Raw genomic sequence first — 18,723 nt, forward strand, 5'->3', positions numbered from 1 at the left:
CCGTCCGCATCTTAGGCCGGCAGCGGCGGCTGGATGTAGGCAGGAAACCCCTTGGACGGTCAGGCCGCGATGGGCCGCAGCTCCGGCACGCCGCGCCGCTTGGCCACCGCGATGGGCGGCGCCCAGCGGCTCTCGCGCGGCTTCTTGCTCGTGACCAGGGTGATCTCGGCGGGCTCGAACACCTCCAGGTTGTGCGTGATCGGCGTGGTCAGCACGTACTGCGCGCGCGTGGAGCGCAGGAAGTGGCCGACGAGCTGGATGTTGCGCACGTCCAGGTGGGCGAAGGGCTCGTCGATGAACACGAAGCCGCCCGAGCCGCTTTCCTCGTCCTTGAGCAGGCCCACCAGAAGGATCAGCGACTTGATGACCTGCTGCCCGCCCGAGGCCTCGCCGTCGTTCAGGCCGATGCTGCCCTTGCCGTCGAAGGCGAAGTGCACCTTCAGGCCCGCCTGGGCCAGCACGGCGTCTTCGTTTTCCAAGAGAGGCAGGTCGGCCGCCACCTCCACGCCCGCGAGCTGGCCCAGCTCCTGGATGTTCTTGCGGTAGCGGCGCACGGTGCTGCGCAGCACCTCGATGTAGCTCTCGCGCGCGTTCAGCACGGCGGTCTGGGCCTGGGCGTTCTTCACCTGGTGGTCCGACAGGCTTGCGGCCTGCTCGCGCACCGCCACGTCCATGCGGCGGTGGCGCTCTTCCACCGTGGCGTCCTGCTCCCAGGCGCCCTGCTCCAGTTCCTGCTCCACGGCGTGCAGGCGCAGGCGGGCCTGGGTGTCGTTCACGTATTCGTCGGCCAGCTGGGCGATGGCGCCGGGTGCGATCCAGCGCGCGGGGAACTGCGCGCGCTGCGCCTGGCTGCGCGCCACCGCGCCTTGCTGCTGGCGGCGGCGCGCGCTCCAGTCCTGCGCGGCGCGCTCGCTCTCGCCGCGTGCGCGCTGCAGCTGCTGTTCCAGGCGCTTGTGCTCCTCGGAAAACGCGCGGTGGCGGTCGTGGGCGCGGCCCGTGTCCTGCTCCAGCCGCTGCCAGAGCTGGGCGGCGGCCACGCGTGCCTGCCTGGCGCCGGGCAGCTGCTCGCGCGCCTGGGCGAACTCGTCGCTGCGGCGCGCCAGCTCCTCGGCGGCGCTGTGGCCCTCCAGCGCGCGGCGCGTGTCGGTGATCTGGCGCTTGAGGGCCAGCAGCGTGTCCAGCACCGGTGCGAGCTGCGCGTCGATGCGGGCCAGCTCGCGCTCGGCCGCGGTGCGGCGCGCGTGCACGGCGGCGGCGCCGAACTGGTGCTCGTGCGCGTCGACCCACATGGAGCGCGCGCCGCGCCCGTCGTGCATGTAGGCCTGGGGTGTGATCCATGTGCCGCCCAGCCTCTTGCCCTCGCGCGGGTCGGCCACGCAGCGCAGCTGCTGCAGCTGCTGCACCAGCCAGCGCGGCACGGGGGCGGTGAACTTCACGTGCGCCAGCAGCGTGCCGTCCTCGCCGCGCAGGGCGGTTTCCATGGCGTTCTGCCCGGGGCCGACGATGTAGTGCCGGTAGCGCTCGCGCTCGCCGGTTTCGTAGGCCTCGGCCAGGTCCTGCTCCTTGTCCAGCAGCGCCACCCAGCGGTGGCCCCGCAGCACACCCTCGACGGCGGCGCGCCAGCGCTCGTCCTGCACCTCCACCACCTCGGCCACGAAGCGGTGGCCGATGCCTTGCGCGCTGAGCGCACGGCGGAATTTCTGCACCTCGGACGGCAGCGGCGGCAGGTGCTGGCCTTCCAGCGCGGCGAGCTGCGCGGCGGCCAGCTTGCGGCGCTGGGCCAGCGCGGCGCGCTCGTCCTGCAGGGCCGATTCCTGCGCCTGCAGCTGGGCCAGATGGGCCTGCAGGTCGCCCGCGTCGCTGCCCTTGTCCACCAGGGCCAGCAGTTCCTGCGCGCGCTGGGCCAGTTTCTCCAGCGGCGCTTCGTGGCGCGTGGCTTCGTCGAGCTGGGCGCGGGCCTGGTCGCGCTCCACGCGCAATTGCTCGGCCTGCTGCTGGGCGCGGGCGCTTTCCTCCAGCAGGTGCAGCAGGCGCTTGTTCTGCACTGCCTGGTCGGCCAGCGCGGCGCGGTGCTGGGCCTTGTGGCGGCGCAGCTCGCGCGACTGTTTCGCCAGCCCCTCGCGCTCGCCCCACCAGGCGAGCACGGGCAGCACCTCGGTGGCCAGGCGCTCGCGCTCGGCCAGCCGCATCTGCCAGGTCTTGTAGCTGGTCACGCGGTTGTGCAGCTCGGCCAGCTGCGCGCGGCTGTGCTGCAGCTCGCGCTCGGCCTGCACCATCTCGCGGGCGAGCTGCTGCTGGTGCTCGCGCGCCTGGTCGTAGGCGTCCAGCACCTGCTGGTCGCCGAACACATCGAACACGAGGCGCAGCAGTTCGCGCGGGCTGAATTCGCACAGCCGGTCGGTCTGCCCCTGCTCCAGCGAGAGCACGCGTGCAATGGCCGGCGACAGGCCGGCGGCGGACAGCACGCGGCCCCAGGCTTCCACGCCGATGAAGCCCAGGTCCTTCTCGGGCGTGTCCACCAGCTGCTCGATGGACACGTCGCCCTCCAGCAGGCAGTAGCGCCGCTGCCAGTCGCCACCGTTCTTGTCGATGCGGCAGGCCAGCGTCACCTGGTCGGCGTAGAGCAGCCGGCGCGCGAACGGCCGGCTGGAGCTTTGCCGCCCCTGCGGCCGGTTGTCCACCACGGCGCGCAGCCACGCCGTCTGCGCGCCCGCGTGGCGCGCATAGGTGCGGTAGTCGCGCGGGGCCGAGCAGCGCAGGCCGAGCAGCGTGCGCAGGGCGTCCAGCAGCGTGGTCTTGCCGGAGCCGTTGGGGCCGGCGATGGTGATGATGGAGGCGTCCAGCGGCAGGGAGACGCGCTGGCAGTAGTCCCAGTGGACGAGTTCGAGGGTTTGAAGGTGGAACACGGGTGCTCTTGTGGGGATGGCTGCTCGCGCGCAATGGACGGGCGCTGGCGCTCGAAATGACTCAGGAGGCGCCGGGCTTGAGCCGGTCCGCCGGATGGTTGACGCCGTCGTTGGTCGGCACGTCGCCGATGGCGAAGGGATCGACGCCCTCCAGGCAGCCCACGTTGTAGCCGTACTGGCTGGGGTTGGAGCGGCGCTGGTGGTGCGTGTAGATGCCGCAGTTCCCGCAGAAGTAGTGCTTGGCCGTGAACGTGTTGAACTGGTAGAGCTTCAGATGCTCGGCGCCCTGCACGATGCGGATGCCGTCCAGCGGCACGGACGCGACGACCGCGCCCCTGCGCCGGCACATGGAGCAATTGCAGCGGCGGGGGTCGACCACGCCGTCGGGCAGGCTCAACTCCAGCACCACCGCGCCGCAGTGGCACGACGCCCGGTGCCGGGGCTGTATGCGGACTCCGCCGATTTCCTTGAGCAGTGCGGGGCTCTTGCGTGACGCGGTCATGTGGATGCTCCTGTATTGATAGCTTCTTGCGCTTGATGGTCATGCGCTGGAGCCTGATTTTGCTCGTGATCGTCAGCGGCCCGCTCGCGCGCCAGCACGTCGGCCAGCGCCCCGTCGAGGATGCGCGGGGCGAGCACGTCGTAGTCCAGCAGCACGTCCAGCAGCGGCCCTTCGGCAATCTCGTCCTGGCGGCGCAGGATGAAGCCGTGGCGCTCCAGCAGCTTGAGGTTGGCGTCCAGGCGCAGCTTCTTGCCGAGCTGGGGGCCGTAGTCTTCCAGCAGCGCCTTGTACGAGAGCACGGGGCTGACGCTGGCGGCCTGGGGCAGGGGCTTGGCGGCGGGGAAGAAGTCGCTCTGGCCCGCATCGCCTTCCTGTGCGCGGCTGGTCTGGCGCTCGCGCTTGGGCAAAACGATGAGCGCCCACAGCACGACCAGCAGCGCCTGCGCGTCGCGCGGCAGCTCCAGGTTGTTGTTGGCGTTGAGCCCGGCTTCGCCCAGCACGCCGTTCTGGGCGGCGGGCAGCAGGGCCACGCTGACGTGGTCGGCGTAGATGCTGTCCATCCAGCGCAGGCCGGACTGGGCCAGGCGCTGCTCGACCTGGGCGAAAAGCTCGGCGTCGACCAGCGCGCGCTTCACGCGCGGGTGGCTGCGCGGCAGCCAGCGGCGGGTGAGCAGTTCGGCGATCAACAGGGCGGCGTCATCCATGCGTGTCTTCCTTGGCGGGCACCAGCGTGCCGCGGCTCAGCAGTGCGACCTGGTGGTGGTCGATGGGTTCGGCGCCGCCGTCCCAGGCGATGCGCCAGGGCTGGCGCGCCAGCGCGCCGGTCAGCCCGGGCAGCACGGCGGCCTGCGGGTCGCCCAGCAGGGGCATGAGCTGTGCCTTGTAGGCCACCTGGGCGTAGCGCGCGGCGCCGGGGCGCGGGCCCAGCAGGGCGTCGGCCACGGTGCGGGCGGTGCCGGGGTCGCCGCCGGTCCACTCGGCCAGCAGCGCGTTCAGGTCGCCCAGTTCGCGCGGCAGGGCCACGGCGGCGAGGGTACCGGGCGGCGCGCTCTGGGCGGCGGGCAGGGTGTCGGGCAGGGCGGCCTGGGGGCGGTCGCGCTCGAACTCGGCCTCCACCACGTCCAGCAGCTCGTGCGGCGCCAGCGTGGCCAGTTGCGTGGGCTGGGCCAGCGCGCCGTCCAGCAGGCGGTGCGGCGCGGGCGCGGTCTGCAGCCAGCGCTTGACGTCGGTGCTGGTGATGCCGGTGGTGCCCAGCGTCACGCGCTGGCGGTCCACCTGCTGCAGCGCGCGGTTGAACTGGCTGGCCATGGCCAGCAGGCGCGACTGGGCTTGGCCCAGGCCGCGCGCGGCGCGCTCCAGCAGCAGGTGGCCCTGGGCGTTGCCGATGAGGGCGCTGATGGCGTCGGACGCGCGGTCGATGAGCGTGGCGGCGCGGTCGTAGCGCTTGCGCGCCTCGCGCAGGCGGAACTCGGAGCCGCTGGCGATGGCGTCGGCGAACTCGCCGTGCAGCCGCGCGAGCTGCGCGTGCAGCATCTGCACCTGGGCGGCGTCCACGCTGCCGAGCTGGTTGGCGCCGACCACCTGGCCGAGCAGGGCGGCCAGCTCGCCGCCGTCGGCGTCGCCTTCCTCGTTGGCGGCGGGGGCGTCGGCGGCCAGCGGCGTCAGCAGGGCGGCCACGCGCTGGGCCAGCGGGGGCAGGGCGTAGGCGCGCTGGGTCTCGTCCCAGGCCAGCAGGCCCACGTCGCGCAGGCGTTTGAGCACGGTGTCCAGCGCCTCGGGGCGCAGGGCGTTGAAGAGCTCGTCGATGCGCTCGCGCGGCCATTGCGCGTCGCCCTGCGAGGCGAGCTGCAGGAACACCCATACGCGCAGCTGCACCAGCGCGGCGGGGCCGTGGAACAGGCCGCTCAAGGCCTGCGTGAGCGGCTGCTGGCGCGTGATGCGGCCGAGCAGGGGCGCGTCGGCGGCGGCGTCGCCGAACAGGTAGCCGTCGCGGAAGAAGTCGGCCACGGCGCCCAGTTCAGCGCCGAATGCGGCGCTCTCGTCCATCTCGCTGTGCATCAGAGCCCCAGCACGGCCAGCGCGGCGACGGAGGCCGTCTCGGCCCGCAGCACGCGCGCGCCCAGGCTGGCGGGCGCGAAGCCCTGGGCCAGCGCGGCGTCTTCTTCCTGCACGCTCAATCCGCCTTCGGGGCCGTGCAGCACCCACACCGCGCCCGCATGGCCAGCGGCCTCCTGCAGGGGGCGGGCACCGTCGCGCAGCGACAGCAGCAGGCGCGCGCCTTCTGCCGCAGGCCGGCGCAGCCAGTCCGCCAGCGGCAGCGGGGCGGCGACCGGCGGCACGCGGTTGCGCCCGCACTGCTCGCAGGCTGCCACGGCGATGGCCTGCCAATGGGCCTGGCGCTTGGCGGCGCGCTCGCCGGCCAGCTTGAGCACGCTGCGTGCGGCGGCCACGGGCTGGATGCTGGCGGCGCCGAGTTCGGTGGCTTTTTCCACCAGCCAGTCCATGCGCTCGTTGGCGGGCATGCCCACGACGAGGTGCACGGCGCGCGCGGCCTCGCGCTCGATGGCCGCGTGCGCGCCCACTTCCACCTCCACGTCGGAGCGGCCCATGCGGGTGACGGCGGCTGACCATTCCCCGCCCTCGCCGTTGAACAGCGTGACCGCGTCGCCCGGCTGCAGGCGCAGCACCTGCACATGGCGCGCGGCCGTGGGCGGCAGCGCGATGCGCGCGCCGGTGGCCAGGGGCAGGGGGCAGTGGAAACGGGGCATGTGCTTCAAAAAAAGTAGCTGCTAGCGCTTGCTGGATAAGCGCTGGAGGCCGTTTTCGTTGGTAAACCTAGACGCGTCCGAAGGCATAGCCCACGGGGGCCTGGGTGCCTTCGATCTCGTCCACCAGCCGCAGCAGGGGCGACAGCTCGCGGTAGCGCCCGGCCGTCTGGCGGATGTAGTGGATGAAGCGCGGCGCGTCCTGCAGGTACTTGGGCTTGCCGTCGCGCAGCGTGAGCCGCGCGAAGATGCCGGCCACCTTGAGGTGGCGCTGCAGTGCCATCCAGTCCACCGCGCGGTAGAACTCGCCGAAGTCCGCGCCCCAGCCGCTGCTGCTGGCGGCGCCGAGGATGCCCGTGCGCCGGGCCTTTTCCCAGTAACGCACGGTAATGTCGATGACGAAATCCTCTTCCCAGCTGATGAACGCGTCGCGCAGCAGGCTGGCGATGTCGTAGGTCACGGGGCCCAGCACCGCGTCCTGGAAGTCCAGCACGCCCAGGCGCCCGTCCTCGCCCACCATGAGGTTGCGCATCATGAAGTCGCGGTGCACGAACACGCTGGGCGCGGCCAGGTTCTGGGCGACGATGGCGTCGAAGGCCTTGGCCAGCACGGCCTGCTGCGCGCCGGTGAGCGGGATGGCGCGGTGGCGGGCGATGTACCAGTCGGGAAAGAGCTGCAGCTCGCGGCGCAGCAGGGCGTCGTCATAGGCCGGCAGCGCGCCGGGCCGGCTGGCGCGCTGCCAGTCGATCAGCAGGCCCACCGCCTGCACATACCAGGCGTGCGCGGCCTGCGGGTCGCGCGCATCCAGGCGCTCGATGGCCGTCTGGATGCCCAAGTCGGTCAGCAGCATGAAGCCGTGGGCCTCGTCCCAGGCCAGGATCTGCGGCACGCGCAGGCCGGCCGCGTGCAGCAGCGCCTGCACGTGCACGAACGGGCGGCAGTCTTCCTTCTCCGGCGGCGCATCCATCACGACCAGGCTGGCGCCGGATTGCGTGTCCAGCCGCAGGTAGCGGCGAAAGCTCGCGTCGGCGGACGCAGGGCGCAGCGTCGCGGGCAGCAGGCCGTGGGCGGGAACGAGGGGGAAAGCCAGGCCTCGAAGGCGGCCTGGCGGGCCGGATCGCTCCAGGCGACGGCCGCGCGGGCGCTGCCTGCCGGCGGAAAAGGGGAGGGGTGGCTCATGGATAATCCGATTCTACAAACCGGCCTGGCTGCTTGAAGCCGCGCAGCCCCTCGCCTCACTCCATGGATCGACCTTTCCTGCCCTCCGACCCGCCCGCCCCCCTGCTGCGCCCGCTCGCGCGGCTGGCCGCCCTGATGCTGTGCGGCCTGCCGCTGTCGGCGCTGGCCCAGGCGCAGGCCGCGGCCGAGGAGGCGCCGCCGGCGCTGCGCCCCAGCCCGCGGCTGCAGGAGACGCTGCCCTACGGCGTGCGCCAGCAGATGCCGGTGTTCGTGCGCGGCGACCAGGTCACCGGCCAGCCGGACATCCGCGCCACCATCGAGGGCAACGCCGAGCTGCGCCGCGGCGACACCGTGATCCAGGCCGACCGCATGGACTACGACGTGCCCGAGGACCGCGCCCAGGCCAGCGGCAACGTGCGCATCAACCGCGCCGGCAACCGCTACGAGGGCTCCGAGCTGGACCTGCGCGTGGACGCCTTCAGCGGTTTCTTCAGCGGGGCGCGCTACCGTTTCCTGGAGACCTCGGCCCATGGCGAGGCGGCGCGCGTGGACTTCCTGGACCGCGACCGCTCCGTGGTGCACGAGGCCACCTACACCACCTGCGAGCGCACCGACGAGACGAGCTGGCAGCCCGACTGGATCCTGCGCGCCAAGCGCATCCACCTGGACCGCGTGGAGGACGTGGGCACGGCCGAGGACGGCGTGCTGGAGTTCAAGGGCGTGCCCATCCTGCCGGTGCCGCGCATCACCTTCCCGCTGTCGGACCGGCGCAAGTCCGGCCTGCTGCCGCCCACCATCGGGCTGGACAACCTGAGCGGCGTGGAATACGCCCAGCCGTACTACTGGAACATCGCGCCCAACCGCGACGCCACCATCACCCCCGTGCTCATGAGCAAGCGCGGCCTTTCGCTGGGCGCCGAATTCCGCTACCTGGAGCCGCGCTACAGCGGCGAGCTGGGCGTCAACTACATGCCCAACGACAGCCTGCGCGACCGGGACCGCTGGGCCTACAGCCTGCGCCACCGCCAGGCGTTCGACACGCCGCTGGGCGGCCTGGGGCTGAACGTCGACATCAAGCGCGTGAGCGACGACGACTACTGGCGCGACTTCACGCAGCGCACCGGCATGCGGCCGGGCAATTCCACCGACCAGCTCACCCAGCGCCTGCTGCCGGGCGACGCCTCGCTGAGCTGGGCGCGGGACGACCACTCGGTGGTGCTGCGCACGCTCAAGTGGCAGACGCTGCAGGATGTGAGCGCGCCCATCGCCCCGCCCTACGACCGCATGCCCCAGCTGCACTGGCGCTATGCGCCGCTGCAGCTCGCCGGCGGCTTCGATGCCACGGTCGAGGCGGACTACACGCACTTCCAGTCCGACCGGCGCTTCTACAACCAGCCCAACGGCCGGCGCAGCTACACCATGGCCCAGGTCAGCCGGCCGTTCCTCGCGCCCGCGGGCTTCATCACGCCGCGGCTGCAGCTGCATGCGACGAACTACGAGTTCGACGACCTGCTGGCCAACGGCCAGCGCTCGGCCTCGCGCACGCTGCCCACCTTCAGCCTGGACAGCGGGCTGGTGTTCGAGCGCGACGCCGCGTACTTCGGCCGCAGCTTCCTGCAGACGCTGGAGCCGCGCGCGTTCTACACCTACACGCCCTACCGCGACCAGAGCATGCTGCCCGTCTACGACACGGCGGCCACCGACTTCAACTTCGCGTCCATCTACACCGAGAACGCCTTCGGCGGCAACGACCGCATCGCCGACAACAACCTGCTCACGCTGGGCGTGACCACGCGCCTGCTGGACGCCGACACCGGCGCCGAGGCCGCGCGCTTCGGCATCGCCCAGCGCCTGCGCTTTTCCGACCAGAACGTGACCATGCCCGGCGGAGCCCCGGTGAACGACCGGCTGTCGGACGTGCTGCTGGGCGCGGGCCTGAACTGGACGCCGCAGTGGGGCTTCGACGCCACCGTGCAGTACAACCCCAAGACCGGCCGCTCCCTGCGCTCCACGGTGGCCGCGCGCTATTCGCCCGGCAAGTACCGCACGGTGAGCGCGGCCTACCGCCTGCAGCGGGTGACCGACTTCATCAGCGAGCCTAGCGAGCAGCTCGACGTGGGCTGGCAGTGGCCCCTGAACGACCTGTGGGGCGACCGCAGCGACAAGCCTACCGCCAGCGCCGGGCGCTGGTACGGCGTGGGCCGCCTGAACTACAGCCTGCGCGACCGCAAGTTCGTGGACACCGTGGTCGGCGTGGAATACGAGAGCTGCTGCTGGATCGGCCGCGTGGTGCTCGAACGCCTGCAGCGCAGCTACACGTCGAGCAACACGCGCGTCATGTTCCAGATCGAGTTCATCGGCTTCTCGCGCCTGTCGCTGGGCTCCAACCCGCTCACCAGCCTGAAGCAGAACGTGCCGCGCTACGAGTTCCTGCGCGAAAACGTGGCCCTGCCCAGCCGCTTCACCCAATACGATTGAACGCCATGAAACACCGCGTCCTCCCCTTCGCCCTGGCCTGCTGGACCGCGCTTGCGGCGCCGCTCACGCAGGCCCAGGGGCTGCGGCCCTCGGCCGGCAACGGCGTGCCGCGCCTGTCCTCTCCCGCCACCCTGCTGCCGCCCGCGGGTTCGGCCGCGCCCAGCCAGGCCGGGCCGCGCCAGGCCGACTACATCGTGGCCGTGGTCAACTCCGAGCCCATCACCAACAACGAGGTGCGCCAGCGGACCGACCGCGTGGCCCAGCAGGTCGCCAGCCAGGGCGGCAGCCTGCCCGCACGCGACCTGCTGCTCAAGGACGTGCTCGAACGCCTCATCCTGGAAAAGATCCAGGTGCAGCTGGCCAAGGAAAGCGGCATCAAGGTGGACGACTACGCCGTCACGCAGGCCGAGCAGTCGGTGGCGCGGCAGAACCAGCTGAGCCTGCAGGAGATGCACCGCCGCATGGAGGCCGAGGGCATCAGCCAGGAGCGCTTCCGCGAGGAGCTGCGCAGCCAGCTGCTGGCCCTGCGCGTGCGCGAGCGCGACGTGGAGTCGCGCGTGCGCGTGAGCGACCTGGAGGTGGACCAGTACCTGCGCGACCAGCAGAAGTCGGCCGCGGTGGACAAGCTCGAGCTCAACCTGGCCCACATCCTCATCCAGGTACCGGAGAACGCCAGCCCCGCCCAGGCGTCCGAGCGCAGCGCGCGCGCGCAGGAGGTGCTCGCCAAGCTGCAGGCCGGCGGCGACTTCGGCGCGCTGGCGCGCGAATATTCCGATGCGCCCGAGGGCACGAGCGGCGGCCTGCTGGGCCTGCGCCCGGCCGACCGCTATCCCGAGCTGTTCGTGAACGCCGTGCAGAACGCCAATGTGGGCAGCGTGGTGGGGCCGCTGCGCTCGCCCGCAGGCTTCCACCTGCTCAAGGTGATCGACAAGACCCACGGCGGCGTGGCCACCACGGCCATCCAGAACCATGCGCGCCACATCCTGCTGCGCACCAACGCCGGCCTGACCGAGCGCGAGGCCGCGGCGCGGCTGGAAGACCTGCGCGACCGCGTGGTGCGCGGCCAGGCCGAGTTCGCCGCGCTGGCGCGCGAGTATTCGCAGGACGGCAGCGCCAAGGACGGCGGCGACCTGGGCTGGGCCTCGCCCGGGCGCTACGTGCCCGAGTTCGAGGAAGTGCTTGATGCGCTCGCGCCCGGCGAGATCAGCCACCCCGTGGTGTCGCGCTTCGGCGTGCACCTGATCCAGCTCATGGGCCGCCGAGAGGCCAAGCTCACCCAGCGCGAGCAGCGCGACATGGTGCGCGACACGGTGCGCGAGAAGAAGCTCGACGAGGCCTATTCCACCTGGATCCAGGAGGCGCGCGGCCGGGCCTACGTGGAATACCGCGAACCGCCGCAGTGATGAGGTGCAACCCCTGAGCCGCTGCGCGGCTTCCCCTTCTCTCCACGCGCTGCGCGCTCTGGGAAGGGGGACGCAGCCCTCGCTGCGGGGCGGCCCTTGCTCGGCTGCCCTGGCTTGGGGCGCGCTGGTTTCATGCGCAGCGCCACGGATCAATGAGATGAAGCACATCCCGCGCAAGCGCTTCGGCCAGCACTTCCTGTCCGACAGCGGCATCATCGATGCCATCGTGCGGGCGATCGCCCCGCAGCCCGGCCAGCCCATGGTGGAGATCGGCCCCGGCCTGGCGGCGCTCACCCAGCCGCTGGTCGAGCGCCTGGGCCGCCTCACCGTGATCGAGCTGGACCGCGACTTGGCCGCGCGGCTGCGCCAGCACGGGCAACTGCAGGTCATCGAATCCGATGTGCTGAAAGTGGATTTTGCGCAGGTGGCGCAAGCGCTGGGCGCTCCAAAAATCAGAGTGGTAGGCAACCTGCCCTACAACATCTCCAGCCCCATCCTGTTCCATTTGCTGGAGCACGTGCAGTCCATTGAGGACCAGCACTTCATGCTGCAAAAGGAAGTCATCGACCGCATGGTGGCCGCGCCCTCCACCGCTGCCTACGGGCGCCTGTCGGTCATGCTGCAGTGGCGCTACGCGATGGAAGACGTGCTGTTCGTGCCGCCCGAGGCGTTCGATCCGCCGCCGCGCGTGGACAGCGCCGTGGTGCGCATGGTGCCGCATGCCGACCCTGCGGCGGTGGACGTGGCGCTGCTGGAGGAGCTGGTGCAGGTGGCCTTCAGCCAGCGGCGCAAGCTGCTGCGCCACACCCTGGGCCGCTGGCTCGAGGCGCGCAACGGGTCGGGCGATTTCGACACCCAGCGCCGCGCCGAGGAAGTGCCCGTGGCCGAATACGTCGCACTGGCCCAGTCGCTGCAAAATTAGGAGCTGCCAGCGCTTGACTGGCAAGCGCTGGAGTCCGATTTGGCTGGGAGCCGGCTACGCTGCCGCGAGCCAATAGCCCGCGTTGAACGGGCTGCTCATGCGCAGCGCCAGCGGCGACACGTCCACGAGCTTGTCGGTGGGCATCTTCTCGCCCGAGAGATCGACTTCGATCTCGATGGCCGGAGACGAGGCGCTGAGGGCGGCCTCGCTGGCCCGTTCCGCTTGGCCAGCGGTTGCGGAACGGGCTACAGAAAAGAATAGAAGCAGCGGAACGGAATCTTGCGGTCGCCCCAGTACTCGGCCGCGTCGCGGAAGATGTCCAGCAGTTGCTCGCGTGCTTCCTTGTCGAACTTGGCTGTGGCCGGGATCTGCTCCAGCACCACGATGAAGCCCGGCTGCGGCCCCGACTTGTGCAGCGGGTCGGTCATGCAGTCGTACAGCGCGTCGAAGTTCTTGCCGAAGTGCGGCGGAAAGGTGAACTGCGATGCGATGAGGTCGAGCACGTCCTGCTTGGACTGTGCGTGTGCCAGGTTGGCATACAGGAAGTGCTGGCCCAGCGCGCGTGCCGTGTCCTGCAGGTCCTGCACCCGGAAGGCGCGGATCGACTGCACGATGTTGGTGCGCACGCCGCGCAAGAGAGTGTCCTGTTCTTTACGAAGTGGCGTTTCCATCTCCGTTGCTCTTTCTTTCAGAGGTCCACGATAGGCATATCCGACAAGCCCGTGGGGGCGGCTGTCGGACGAAGATCCGATGGCATGGCGCGCCGGCCCACGGCCCGCTGCGAGGCTTTCGGCGCTCATTCCCTAATTTCCCGAAAACTCGCGTAGTGGTCGCCGGTGTAGTAGCAGGCGTCCGGCGTGCGCGGAGCGCCGCCACAGACGATGCGCCGTGCACCCCGGCCGCGCGCACCCGGCGTCTTCACGGTGTACTCGCGGTAGTAGCCACGCTTGTGCAGGGGCAGCAACCGCTCGCGGTTGCCGAACACCGTGCCATCCTTGTCATAGGGGAACGGCCCGCCCTGCAGGATCAGCGCATAGGTCTTGCGCCCCTGGAGGGGCAGATCGGCCAGCGCCACGGGAGCGGCCCCGGGCAAATCGGAGGACTGTCGCGCGGACGCCGCAGCCGGTGCGAGCACGAACGCAGCACCCAGAGCGCACGCCACAACTGTCTTGTACGCCCGGATGGCGACAGCCTTCAACATCCACTACACCTTTCGGAAACTACGGGTTTACCCGAAATTTCGAGCCGATAGTGTGACAAAAATGGCCCCAAAAAGCAAGCGCCTGCCCAAAAAGCGGGCAGGCGCCTGTGGGGTTAACGGAAGTTAATAGTTAGCGCTTGCTCTGGTTTCTTCCCTTATCGGGACGCATTGGCGTCGGCCACCGTGAGGGCCGTCATGTTGACGATGCGGCGCACCGTGGCGCTGGCGGTGAGCACCTGCACCGGCGCGGCCGCGCCCAGCAGGATGGGGCCGATGGCAATTCCGCCGCCGGCCGCCGTCTTGAGCAGGTTGTAGGAAATGTTGGCCGCGTCGATGTTGGGCATGACCAGCAGGTTGGCGCTGCCGGCCAGAGTGCTGTGGGGCATGAGCGTGGTGCGTGCCTTCTCGTCCAGGGCCACGTCGCCGTGCATCTCGCCGTCCACCTCCAGCCAGGGGGCCTGCTCGCGCAGGAGGTCCAGCGTCTGGCGCATCTTCACGGCGCTGGGCTGGTTGCTGGAGCCGAAGTTGGAGTGCGACAGCAGCGCCGCCTTGGGCTTGATGCCGAAACGCATCATTTCCTCGGCTGCCATGATGGTGATCTCGGCCAGCTGCGCGGCGGAGGGGTCGTAGTTGACGTGCGTGTCCACCACGAACACCTGGCGGTCGGGCAGCAGCAGGGCGTTCATGCAGGCGTAGGTGTTCACGCCCGTGCGCTTGCCGATCACCTGGTCGATGTACTGCAGGTGGTGGGCCGTGTGGCCCCAGGTGCCGCAGATCAGGCCGTCCACTTCGCCCTTGTGAAGCAGCATGGTGCCGATCAGCGTGAGGCGCCGGCGCATCTCGATCTTGGCGATCGACACCGTGACGCCCTTGCGCTCGGTCATGCGGTGGTAGGTCTGCCAGAAGTCGCGGTAGCGGTGGTCCTGCTCCACGTTGACCACGTCGTAGTCCTGACCTTCCTTCAGGCGCAGGCCGAACTTCTCGACGCGCTGGGCGATGATGGCCGGGCGGCCGATCAGCGTGGGCCGGGCCACGCGCTCGTCCACCAGGATCTGCGCGGCGCGCAGCACGCGCTCTTCCTCGCCCTCGGAGAAGGCCACGCGCTTCAGGGTGGCCTGCTTGGCCGCCGTGAAGATCGGCTTCATGATGGTGCCGGAGGCGTAGACGAAGGTCTGCAGGTGGTCGCGGTAGGCGTCCATGTCCGCGATGGGGCGCTGGGCCACGCCGCTGTCCTTGGCGGCCTGCGCCACGGCGGGCGCGATCTTCATCATCAGGCGAGGGTCGAACGGCTTGGGAATCAGGTATTCCGGTCCGAACGCCAGCGGCTCGCCCACGTAGGCCGCGGCCACCACCTCGCTCTGCTCCGCCTGCGCCAGCTCGGCGATGGCGTGGACGGCGGCGATCTCCATCTCCGTCGTGATGGTGGTCGCGCCGCAGTCCAGCGCGCCCCGGAAGATGTAGGGGAAGCACAGGACGTTGTTCACCTGGTTGGGGTAGTCCGTACGGCCCGTGGCGATGATGGCGTCGTCCCGCACTTCCTTCACGTCCTCGGGCGTGATCTCCGGGTTGGGGTTGGCCAGCGCGAAGATCAGCGGGTGCGCTGCCATCTTGCGCACCATGTCCTGCTTGAGCACGCCGCCGGCGGACAGGCCCAGGAAGACGTCGGCGCCCTCGATCACCTCGGCGAGCGTACGCAGCGGTGTGTTCTGGGCGAACTGGGCCTTGTCGTCGTCCATGAGTTCGGTGCGGCCCTGGTAGACCACGCCGGCGATGTCGGTGACCCAGATGTTCTCGCGCGGCAGCCCGAGCTTGACCAGCAGCCCCAGGCAGGCCAGCGCCGCAGCGCCCGCGCCCGAAACCACCAGCTTGACCTGCCGGATGTCCTTGCCCGACACCTTCAGCCCGTTGAGGACGGCCGCGCCGACCACGATGGCCGTGCCGTGCTGGTCATCGTGGAACACCGGGATGTGCATGCGCTCGCGCAGCTTGCGCTCGATGTAGAAGCAGTCGGGCGCCTTGATGTCCTCGAGGTTGATGCCTCCGAAGGTCGGCTCGAGCGAGGCGATGATCTCGATGAGCTTGTCCGGGTCCTTCTCGTTGATCTCGATGTCGAACACGTCGATGCCCGAGAACTTCTTGAACAGGACGCCCTTGCCCTCCATCACGGGCTTGCCGGCCAGTGCGCCGATGTCGCCCAGGCCCAGCACGGCCGTGCCGTTGGTGACCACGCCCACCAAGTTGCCTCGGGCGGTGTAGCGGAACGCGGCGGAAGGGTCCTTCACGATCTCCTCGCAGGGCGCGGCCACGCCGGGCGAGTAGGCCAGCGCGAGATCGTGCTGGTTGATCATCTGCTTGGTGGCAGCGATGGTGATCTTGCCGGGCTGGGGAAACTCGTGGTACTCCAGTGCCGCACGGCGCAGCAGGGCGCGTTTATCGGTAAGGTTGGTGGCCGTGTTGTCGGGCATCGAGCGTCTCCAGCGAAAGCATGGCCGACGCGGCGGCATGGCAGCCCCTGCGCCCCGTCAGCAGTAGGTAGGGGGAGCCGATTGTAGGCCGCGCGGCTGTCAGTCCGCCGTCAAGTGAAACACTTGTGATCGGGGTGCGTGCAATCGTTCCGGCGCCGCTCAGATCGGGTCGAGCGGGAACACGGGGCGGCGGACCCGCGCGAACGGGAAGCGCGCGTAGTCCGACGTGGTCACGCCGGGGCTGTCGCACTCCACCAGCCCCTCGGACAGCGGCACGAACACCGGCCGGCAGTACATGCGCGACTTGAGCAGCAGGAAGCGAAAGCGCGTGGGATCGATGCCGACGCAGTGGAACACGCCCAGGTCCCAGGGCTCGTGCGTCTGCTCGGCCACCACGATCTGCGCATCGCCGGTGTCGAAGCACACCGCGCGGCCCATGTGGCAGCGCTGGCCCGTGTAGATCGGGCCCGTCACGGTGTAGGCCCCGTCGCTCACGGCGCGCACGGTGCCGCGCAGGTGCAGCGGCTCCTTGCGCAGGCCGATGCTGTCGAGCGGCACCTTGTTGCCGAGCGCGATCTCCACCTCGGCGCCTTCGCCGGCGGCGACGAACTGCGCCACGGCCTCGGGATCGCAGAGCGGGCCCACGGCGATGCCGGTGAGCCCCAGTGCGCGCGCGGCCTGCAGCACGTCCATGGTGTCGCAGGTGCCGCCCGACATGCAGTTGTCGCCATGGTCGAGCAGCAGCACCGGCCGGGAGGCGCCTTCGGCCAGGGCCTGCGCGCGGCGCAGCGACTGCGGCAGCGGCTCGCTGCGGTACACGTAGTCGGCGCGCCGCTGCCAGATCTGCTGTGCCAGGCCGTCCACTTGGGATTGCGCGGCGGCGTCCTCCGCGCGGCAGGTGGCCACCACGCTCATGCATGGCGCCTCGATGTCGGCCAGCGAGAAGCCGCCGAACACCGACACGGCGGGCATTCCGCCACGCTCCAATGTGCGTGCCGCTTCAACGGCGTCGCGCATGGGGCCGCCCAATGTTGTGCTGCGCAGCGTGTGGCTCATGAGGGGCAGGCGGTGCCAGCGCACGCAGTAGCGCGCTTGGCCGCGCAGCATCTGCAGCAGCAGGCGGCCTGCATGCTCGCCGGTCTCGTACATGTCGATGTGCGGATAGGTCTTGAAGCCCACCATCACGTCGGCGTTCGCCACCATCTTTTCGGTGATGTTGCCGTGCAGGTCCAGCGCTACGCCCAGCGGCACGCCGGGCGCGGCGGCACGCACGCGCGCCAGCAGGTCGCCCTCGCCGTCGTCGGTGTTCTCGGCCACCATGGCGCCGTGCAGGTCGAGCAGGATCGCGTCGCAGCCCGGCGCGGCCTCGACGATGCGGCGCGTGAGTTCGTCGTAGGCCGCAGCGTGCACGGGGCCGCTTGGGTTGGCGGTGGCCGACACCGGGGTGACCAGCGTGGCGCCCAGGCCTTCCGCCAGTTCGATGAACGCGGCCATGGCCGTGCGCATGCCCTTGTTGGCGCGGTAGGCGTCCTCGCCGTAGGTGGGCGCGAACGCCTCGAGGGGCGTGGGCACGGGAGAGAAGGTGTTGGTCTCGTGGTTGAGGCGCGCGATCAGGACCTTCACGACACCACCTCCGCGGCCGCCAGCATGGCGCGCAGCAGCACGTTGCAGCCGGCCTCCAGGTGGGCGGGCTCGGCGTCCTCGATCTCGTTGTGGCTGATGCCGTCGGCGCAGGGCACGAAGATCATGGCCGCGGGCGCCACGCGGGCCACGTAGACGGCGTCGTGGCCGGCGCCGCTCACCACGTCCATGCTGCCGTAGCCCAGGTCGGCCGCGTTGGCGCGCACGGCCTCCACCAGGTGCGGCGTGAAGGGCTGCGGCGGGAAGTAGACCACCTGCTCCACGTCCACGCGCAGGCCGCGCTCGGCGGCGATGCGGGTGCAGGCGCTGCGCAGCGCGGCGTCCATGTCGAGCAGCTGGGCGTCGTCGGGCGCGCGCAGGTCCACGCTGAACTTGACGCGGCCCGGGATCACGTTGCGCGAGTTCGGGAACACCTCCAGCGAACCCACCGTGCCGCGCGCATGCGGCATGCGGTTCACCGCGATGCGGTTGACCTCGGCCACGAGATGGCTCGCGGCCAGCAGCGCGTCCTGGCGCAGCTCCATGGGCGTGGGGCCGGCATGCGCCTCCATGCCGTGCACGGTCACGTCGTACCAGCGCTGGCCCAGCGCGGCCTGCACCACGCCGATCACGCGCCCGTGCTTCTCGAGCACGGGGCCCTGCTCGATGTGCGCCTCGAAATACGCGCCCACGGCCGGGGCGGGGCCGGCCTCGCCGGCATAGCCGATGGCTGCGAGGGCCTCGCCCACGCTCACGCCTTGGGCATCGCGCTGCGCGAGCGCATGCTCCAGCGTGAATGCGCCCGCGAACACGCCCGAGCCCATCATCACGGGCACGAAGCGCGAGCCTTCCTCGTTGGTCCACACGGCCACCTCGATGGGCGCGCGCGTGCGCACGCCGGCGGCGTTGAGCGTGCGCAGCACCTCCAGGCCCGCCATCACGCCGTAGTTGCCGTCGAACTTGCCGCCCGTGGGCTGGGTGTCGATGTGGCTGCCGGTCATCACCGGCGGCAGGCTGTCGTCCGCGCCCGCGCGGCGCGCGAAGATGTTGCCGATGGCATCGACGCGCAGCGTGCAGCCGGCGTCGCGCGCCCATTGCGCGAAGAGGTCGCGGCCCTGGCGGTCCAGGTCGGTGAGCGCGAGGCGGCACACGCCGCCCTTGGGCGTGCCGCCGATGCGCGCCAGATCCATCAGCGATTGCCACAGGCGTGCGCCGTCGATGCGCAGTGCGGCGACGGAAGGGGCGGAGGTATTCAGGTCCATGGGGGGCTCCAGCGGGAAAG

The 18,723-nt window shown here is 70.6% G+C and carries 13 protein-coding genes and 1 pseudogene; 3 read left to right on the top strand and 11 right to left on the bottom strand.

Annotated elements, in window-relative coordinates; all coding sequences use genetic code 11:
* Positions 1–59 precede the first annotated feature (59 nt).
* From AAG689_RS22430 to AAG689_RS22455, 6 genes and pseudogenes are all read right to left on the bottom strand, one after another.
* Positions 60–2,906: an ATP-binding protein gene (locus AAG689_RS22430; RefSeq protein ID WP_406623844.1), complete on the bottom strand. Its 2,847-nt coding sequence runs from the start codon at positions 2,904–2,906 to the stop codon at positions 60–62.
* 61 nt (positions 2,907–2,967) lie between these two features.
* Entirely contained in the window at positions 2,968–3,408 is a 441-nt protein-coding gene (locus AAG689_RS22435) for a GFA family protein (protein WP_406623845.1), read from the bottom strand.
* Entirely contained in the window at positions 3,405–4,112 is a 708-nt protein-coding gene (locus AAG689_RS22440; protein WP_406623846.1) for a hypothetical protein, read from the bottom strand. Before AAG689_RS22440 ends, AAG689_RS22435 begins: the two co-directional genes overlap by 4 nt.
* On the bottom strand, positions 4,105–5,466 hold the full coding sequence (locus AAG689_RS22445) for a hypothetical protein (RefSeq protein ID WP_406623847.1): 1,362 nt from the start codon (positions 5,464–5,466) through the stop codon (positions 4,105–4,107). The genes AAG689_RS22440 and AAG689_RS22445 overlap by 8 nt, the downstream gene beginning before the upstream one ends.
* Positions 5,466–6,176: a 16S rRNA (uracil(1498)-N(3))-methyltransferase gene (locus AAG689_RS22450; protein ID WP_406623848.1), complete on the bottom strand. Its 711-nt coding sequence runs from the start codon at positions 6,174–6,176 to the stop codon at positions 5,466–5,468. Before AAG689_RS22450 ends, AAG689_RS22445 begins: the two co-directional genes overlap by 1 nt.
* A 67-nt stretch (positions 6,177–6,243) precedes the next feature.
* A pseudogene (locus AAG689_RS22455) lies at positions 6,244–7,352 on the bottom strand (aminoglycoside phosphotransferase family protein).
* A 63-nt stretch (positions 7,353–7,415) separates the two neighbouring features.
* On the opposite strand from AAG689_RS22455, the gene AAG689_RS22460 reads away from it, so the two are divergent.
* The 3 genes from AAG689_RS22460 to rsmA all read left to right on the top strand — a co-directional run bounded on the left by AAG689_RS22460 (position 7,416) and on the right by rsmA (position 12,155).
* Complete coding sequence (locus tag AAG689_RS22460; protein ID WP_406623849.1) at positions 7,416–9,830, top strand: LPS-assembly protein LptD; 2,415 nt, start codon at positions 7,416–7,418, stop codon at positions 9,828–9,830.
* 5 nt (positions 9,831–9,835) lie between these two features.
* Positions 9,836–11,233, top strand: a complete 1,398-nt coding sequence (locus AAG689_RS22465; protein ID WP_406623850.1) for a peptidylprolyl isomerase — start codon at positions 9,836–9,838, stop codon at positions 11,231–11,233.
* Positions 11,234–11,390: 157 nt separating this feature from the next.
* A complete protein-coding gene (rsmA, locus tag AAG689_RS22470; RefSeq protein WP_406623851.1) occupies positions 11,391–12,155 on the top strand; it encodes a 16S rRNA (adenine(1518)-N(6)/adenine(1519)-N(6))-dimethyltransferase RsmA in 765 nt (254 codons plus the stop codon).
* A 245-nt stretch (positions 12,156–12,400) separates the two neighbouring features.
* On the opposite strand, the gene AAG689_RS22475 is transcribed toward rsmA, so the two are convergent.
* From AAG689_RS22475 to AAG689_RS22495, 5 genes are all read right to left on the bottom strand, one after another.
* Complete coding sequence (locus AAG689_RS22475; protein ID WP_034689962.1) at positions 12,401–12,826, bottom strand: barstar family protein; 426 nt, start codon at positions 12,824–12,826, stop codon at positions 12,401–12,403.
* A gap of 125 nt (positions 12,827–12,951) precedes the next feature.
* Positions 12,952–13,356 (bottom strand): ribonuclease domain-containing protein, encoded by a 405-nt coding sequence (locus AAG689_RS22480; protein WP_406623852.1) that lies wholly within the window; start codon positions 13,354–13,356, stop codon positions 12,952–12,954.
* A gap of 155 nt (positions 13,357–13,511) precedes the next feature.
* Complete coding sequence (locus AAG689_RS22485; protein ID WP_406623853.1) at positions 13,512–15,821, bottom strand: NADP-dependent malic enzyme; 2,310 nt, start codon at positions 15,819–15,821, stop codon at positions 13,512–13,514.
* Positions 15,822–15,980: 159 nt separating this feature from the next.
* Positions 15,981–17,444: a M81 family metallopeptidase gene (locus tag AAG689_RS22490; protein ID WP_406623854.1), complete on the bottom strand. Its 1,464-nt coding sequence runs from the start codon at positions 17,442–17,444 to the stop codon at positions 15,981–15,983.
* Positions 17,441–18,703, bottom strand: a complete 1,263-nt coding sequence (locus AAG689_RS22495) for a Zn-dependent hydrolase (RefSeq protein ID WP_406623855.1) — start codon at positions 18,701–18,703, stop codon at positions 17,441–17,443. The genes AAG689_RS22490 and AAG689_RS22495 overlap by 4 nt, the downstream gene beginning before the upstream one ends.
* Between the last annotated feature and the right edge of the window lie 20 nt (positions 18,704–18,723).

The sequence above is a fragment of the Acidovorax sp. SDU_ACID1 genome (assembly GCF_045291395.1).
In the GTDB taxonomy this organism is placed as follows: Bacteria; Pseudomonadota; Gammaproteobacteria; order Burkholderiales; family Burkholderiaceae_C; genus MR-S7.

Bases quoted from the DNA above. Each gene is read 5' to 3' on its own strand.
- AAG689_RS22475 (WP_034689962.1), bottom strand. From the start codon at position 12,826: ATGGAAACGCCACTTCGTAAAGAACAGGACACTCTCTTGCGCGGCGTG.
- rsmA (WP_406623851.1), top strand. From the start codon at position 11,391: ATGAAGCACATCCCGCGCAAGCGCTTCGGCCAGCACTTCCTGTCCGAC.
- AAG689_RS22445 (WP_406623847.1), bottom strand. From the start codon at position 5,466: ATGCACAGCGAGATGGACGAGAGCGCCGCATTCGGCGCTGAACTGGGC.
- AAG689_RS22435 (WP_406623845.1), bottom strand. From the start codon at position 3,408: ATGACCGCGTCACGCAAGAGCCCCGCACTGCTCAAGGAAATCGGCGGA.
- AAG689_RS22465 (WP_406623850.1), top strand. From the start codon at position 9,836: ATGAAACACCGCGTCCTCCCCTTCGCCCTGGCCTGCTGGACCGCGCTT.
- AAG689_RS22450 (WP_406623848.1), bottom strand. From the start codon at position 6,176: ATGCCCCGTTTCCACTGCCCCCTGCCCCTGGCCACCGGCGCGCGCATC.
- AAG689_RS22480 (WP_406623852.1), bottom strand. From the start codon at position 13,356: ATGTTGAAGGCTGTCGCCATCCGGGCGTACAAGACAGTTGTGGCGTGC.
- AAG689_RS22485 (WP_406623853.1), bottom strand. From the start codon at position 15,821: ATGCCCGACAACACGGCCACCAACCTTACCGATAAACGCGCCCTGCTG.
- AAG689_RS22495 (WP_406623855.1), bottom strand. From the start codon at position 18,703: ATGGACCTGAATACCTCCGCCCCTTCCGTCGCCGCACTGCGCATCGAC.
- AAG689_RS22460 (WP_406623849.1), top strand. From the start codon at position 7,416: ATGGATCGACCTTTCCTGCCCTCCGACCCGCCCGCCCCCCTGCTGCGC.
- AAG689_RS22440 (WP_406623846.1), bottom strand. From the start codon at position 4,112: ATGGATGACGCCGCCCTGTTGATCGCCGAACTGCTCACCCGCCGCTGG.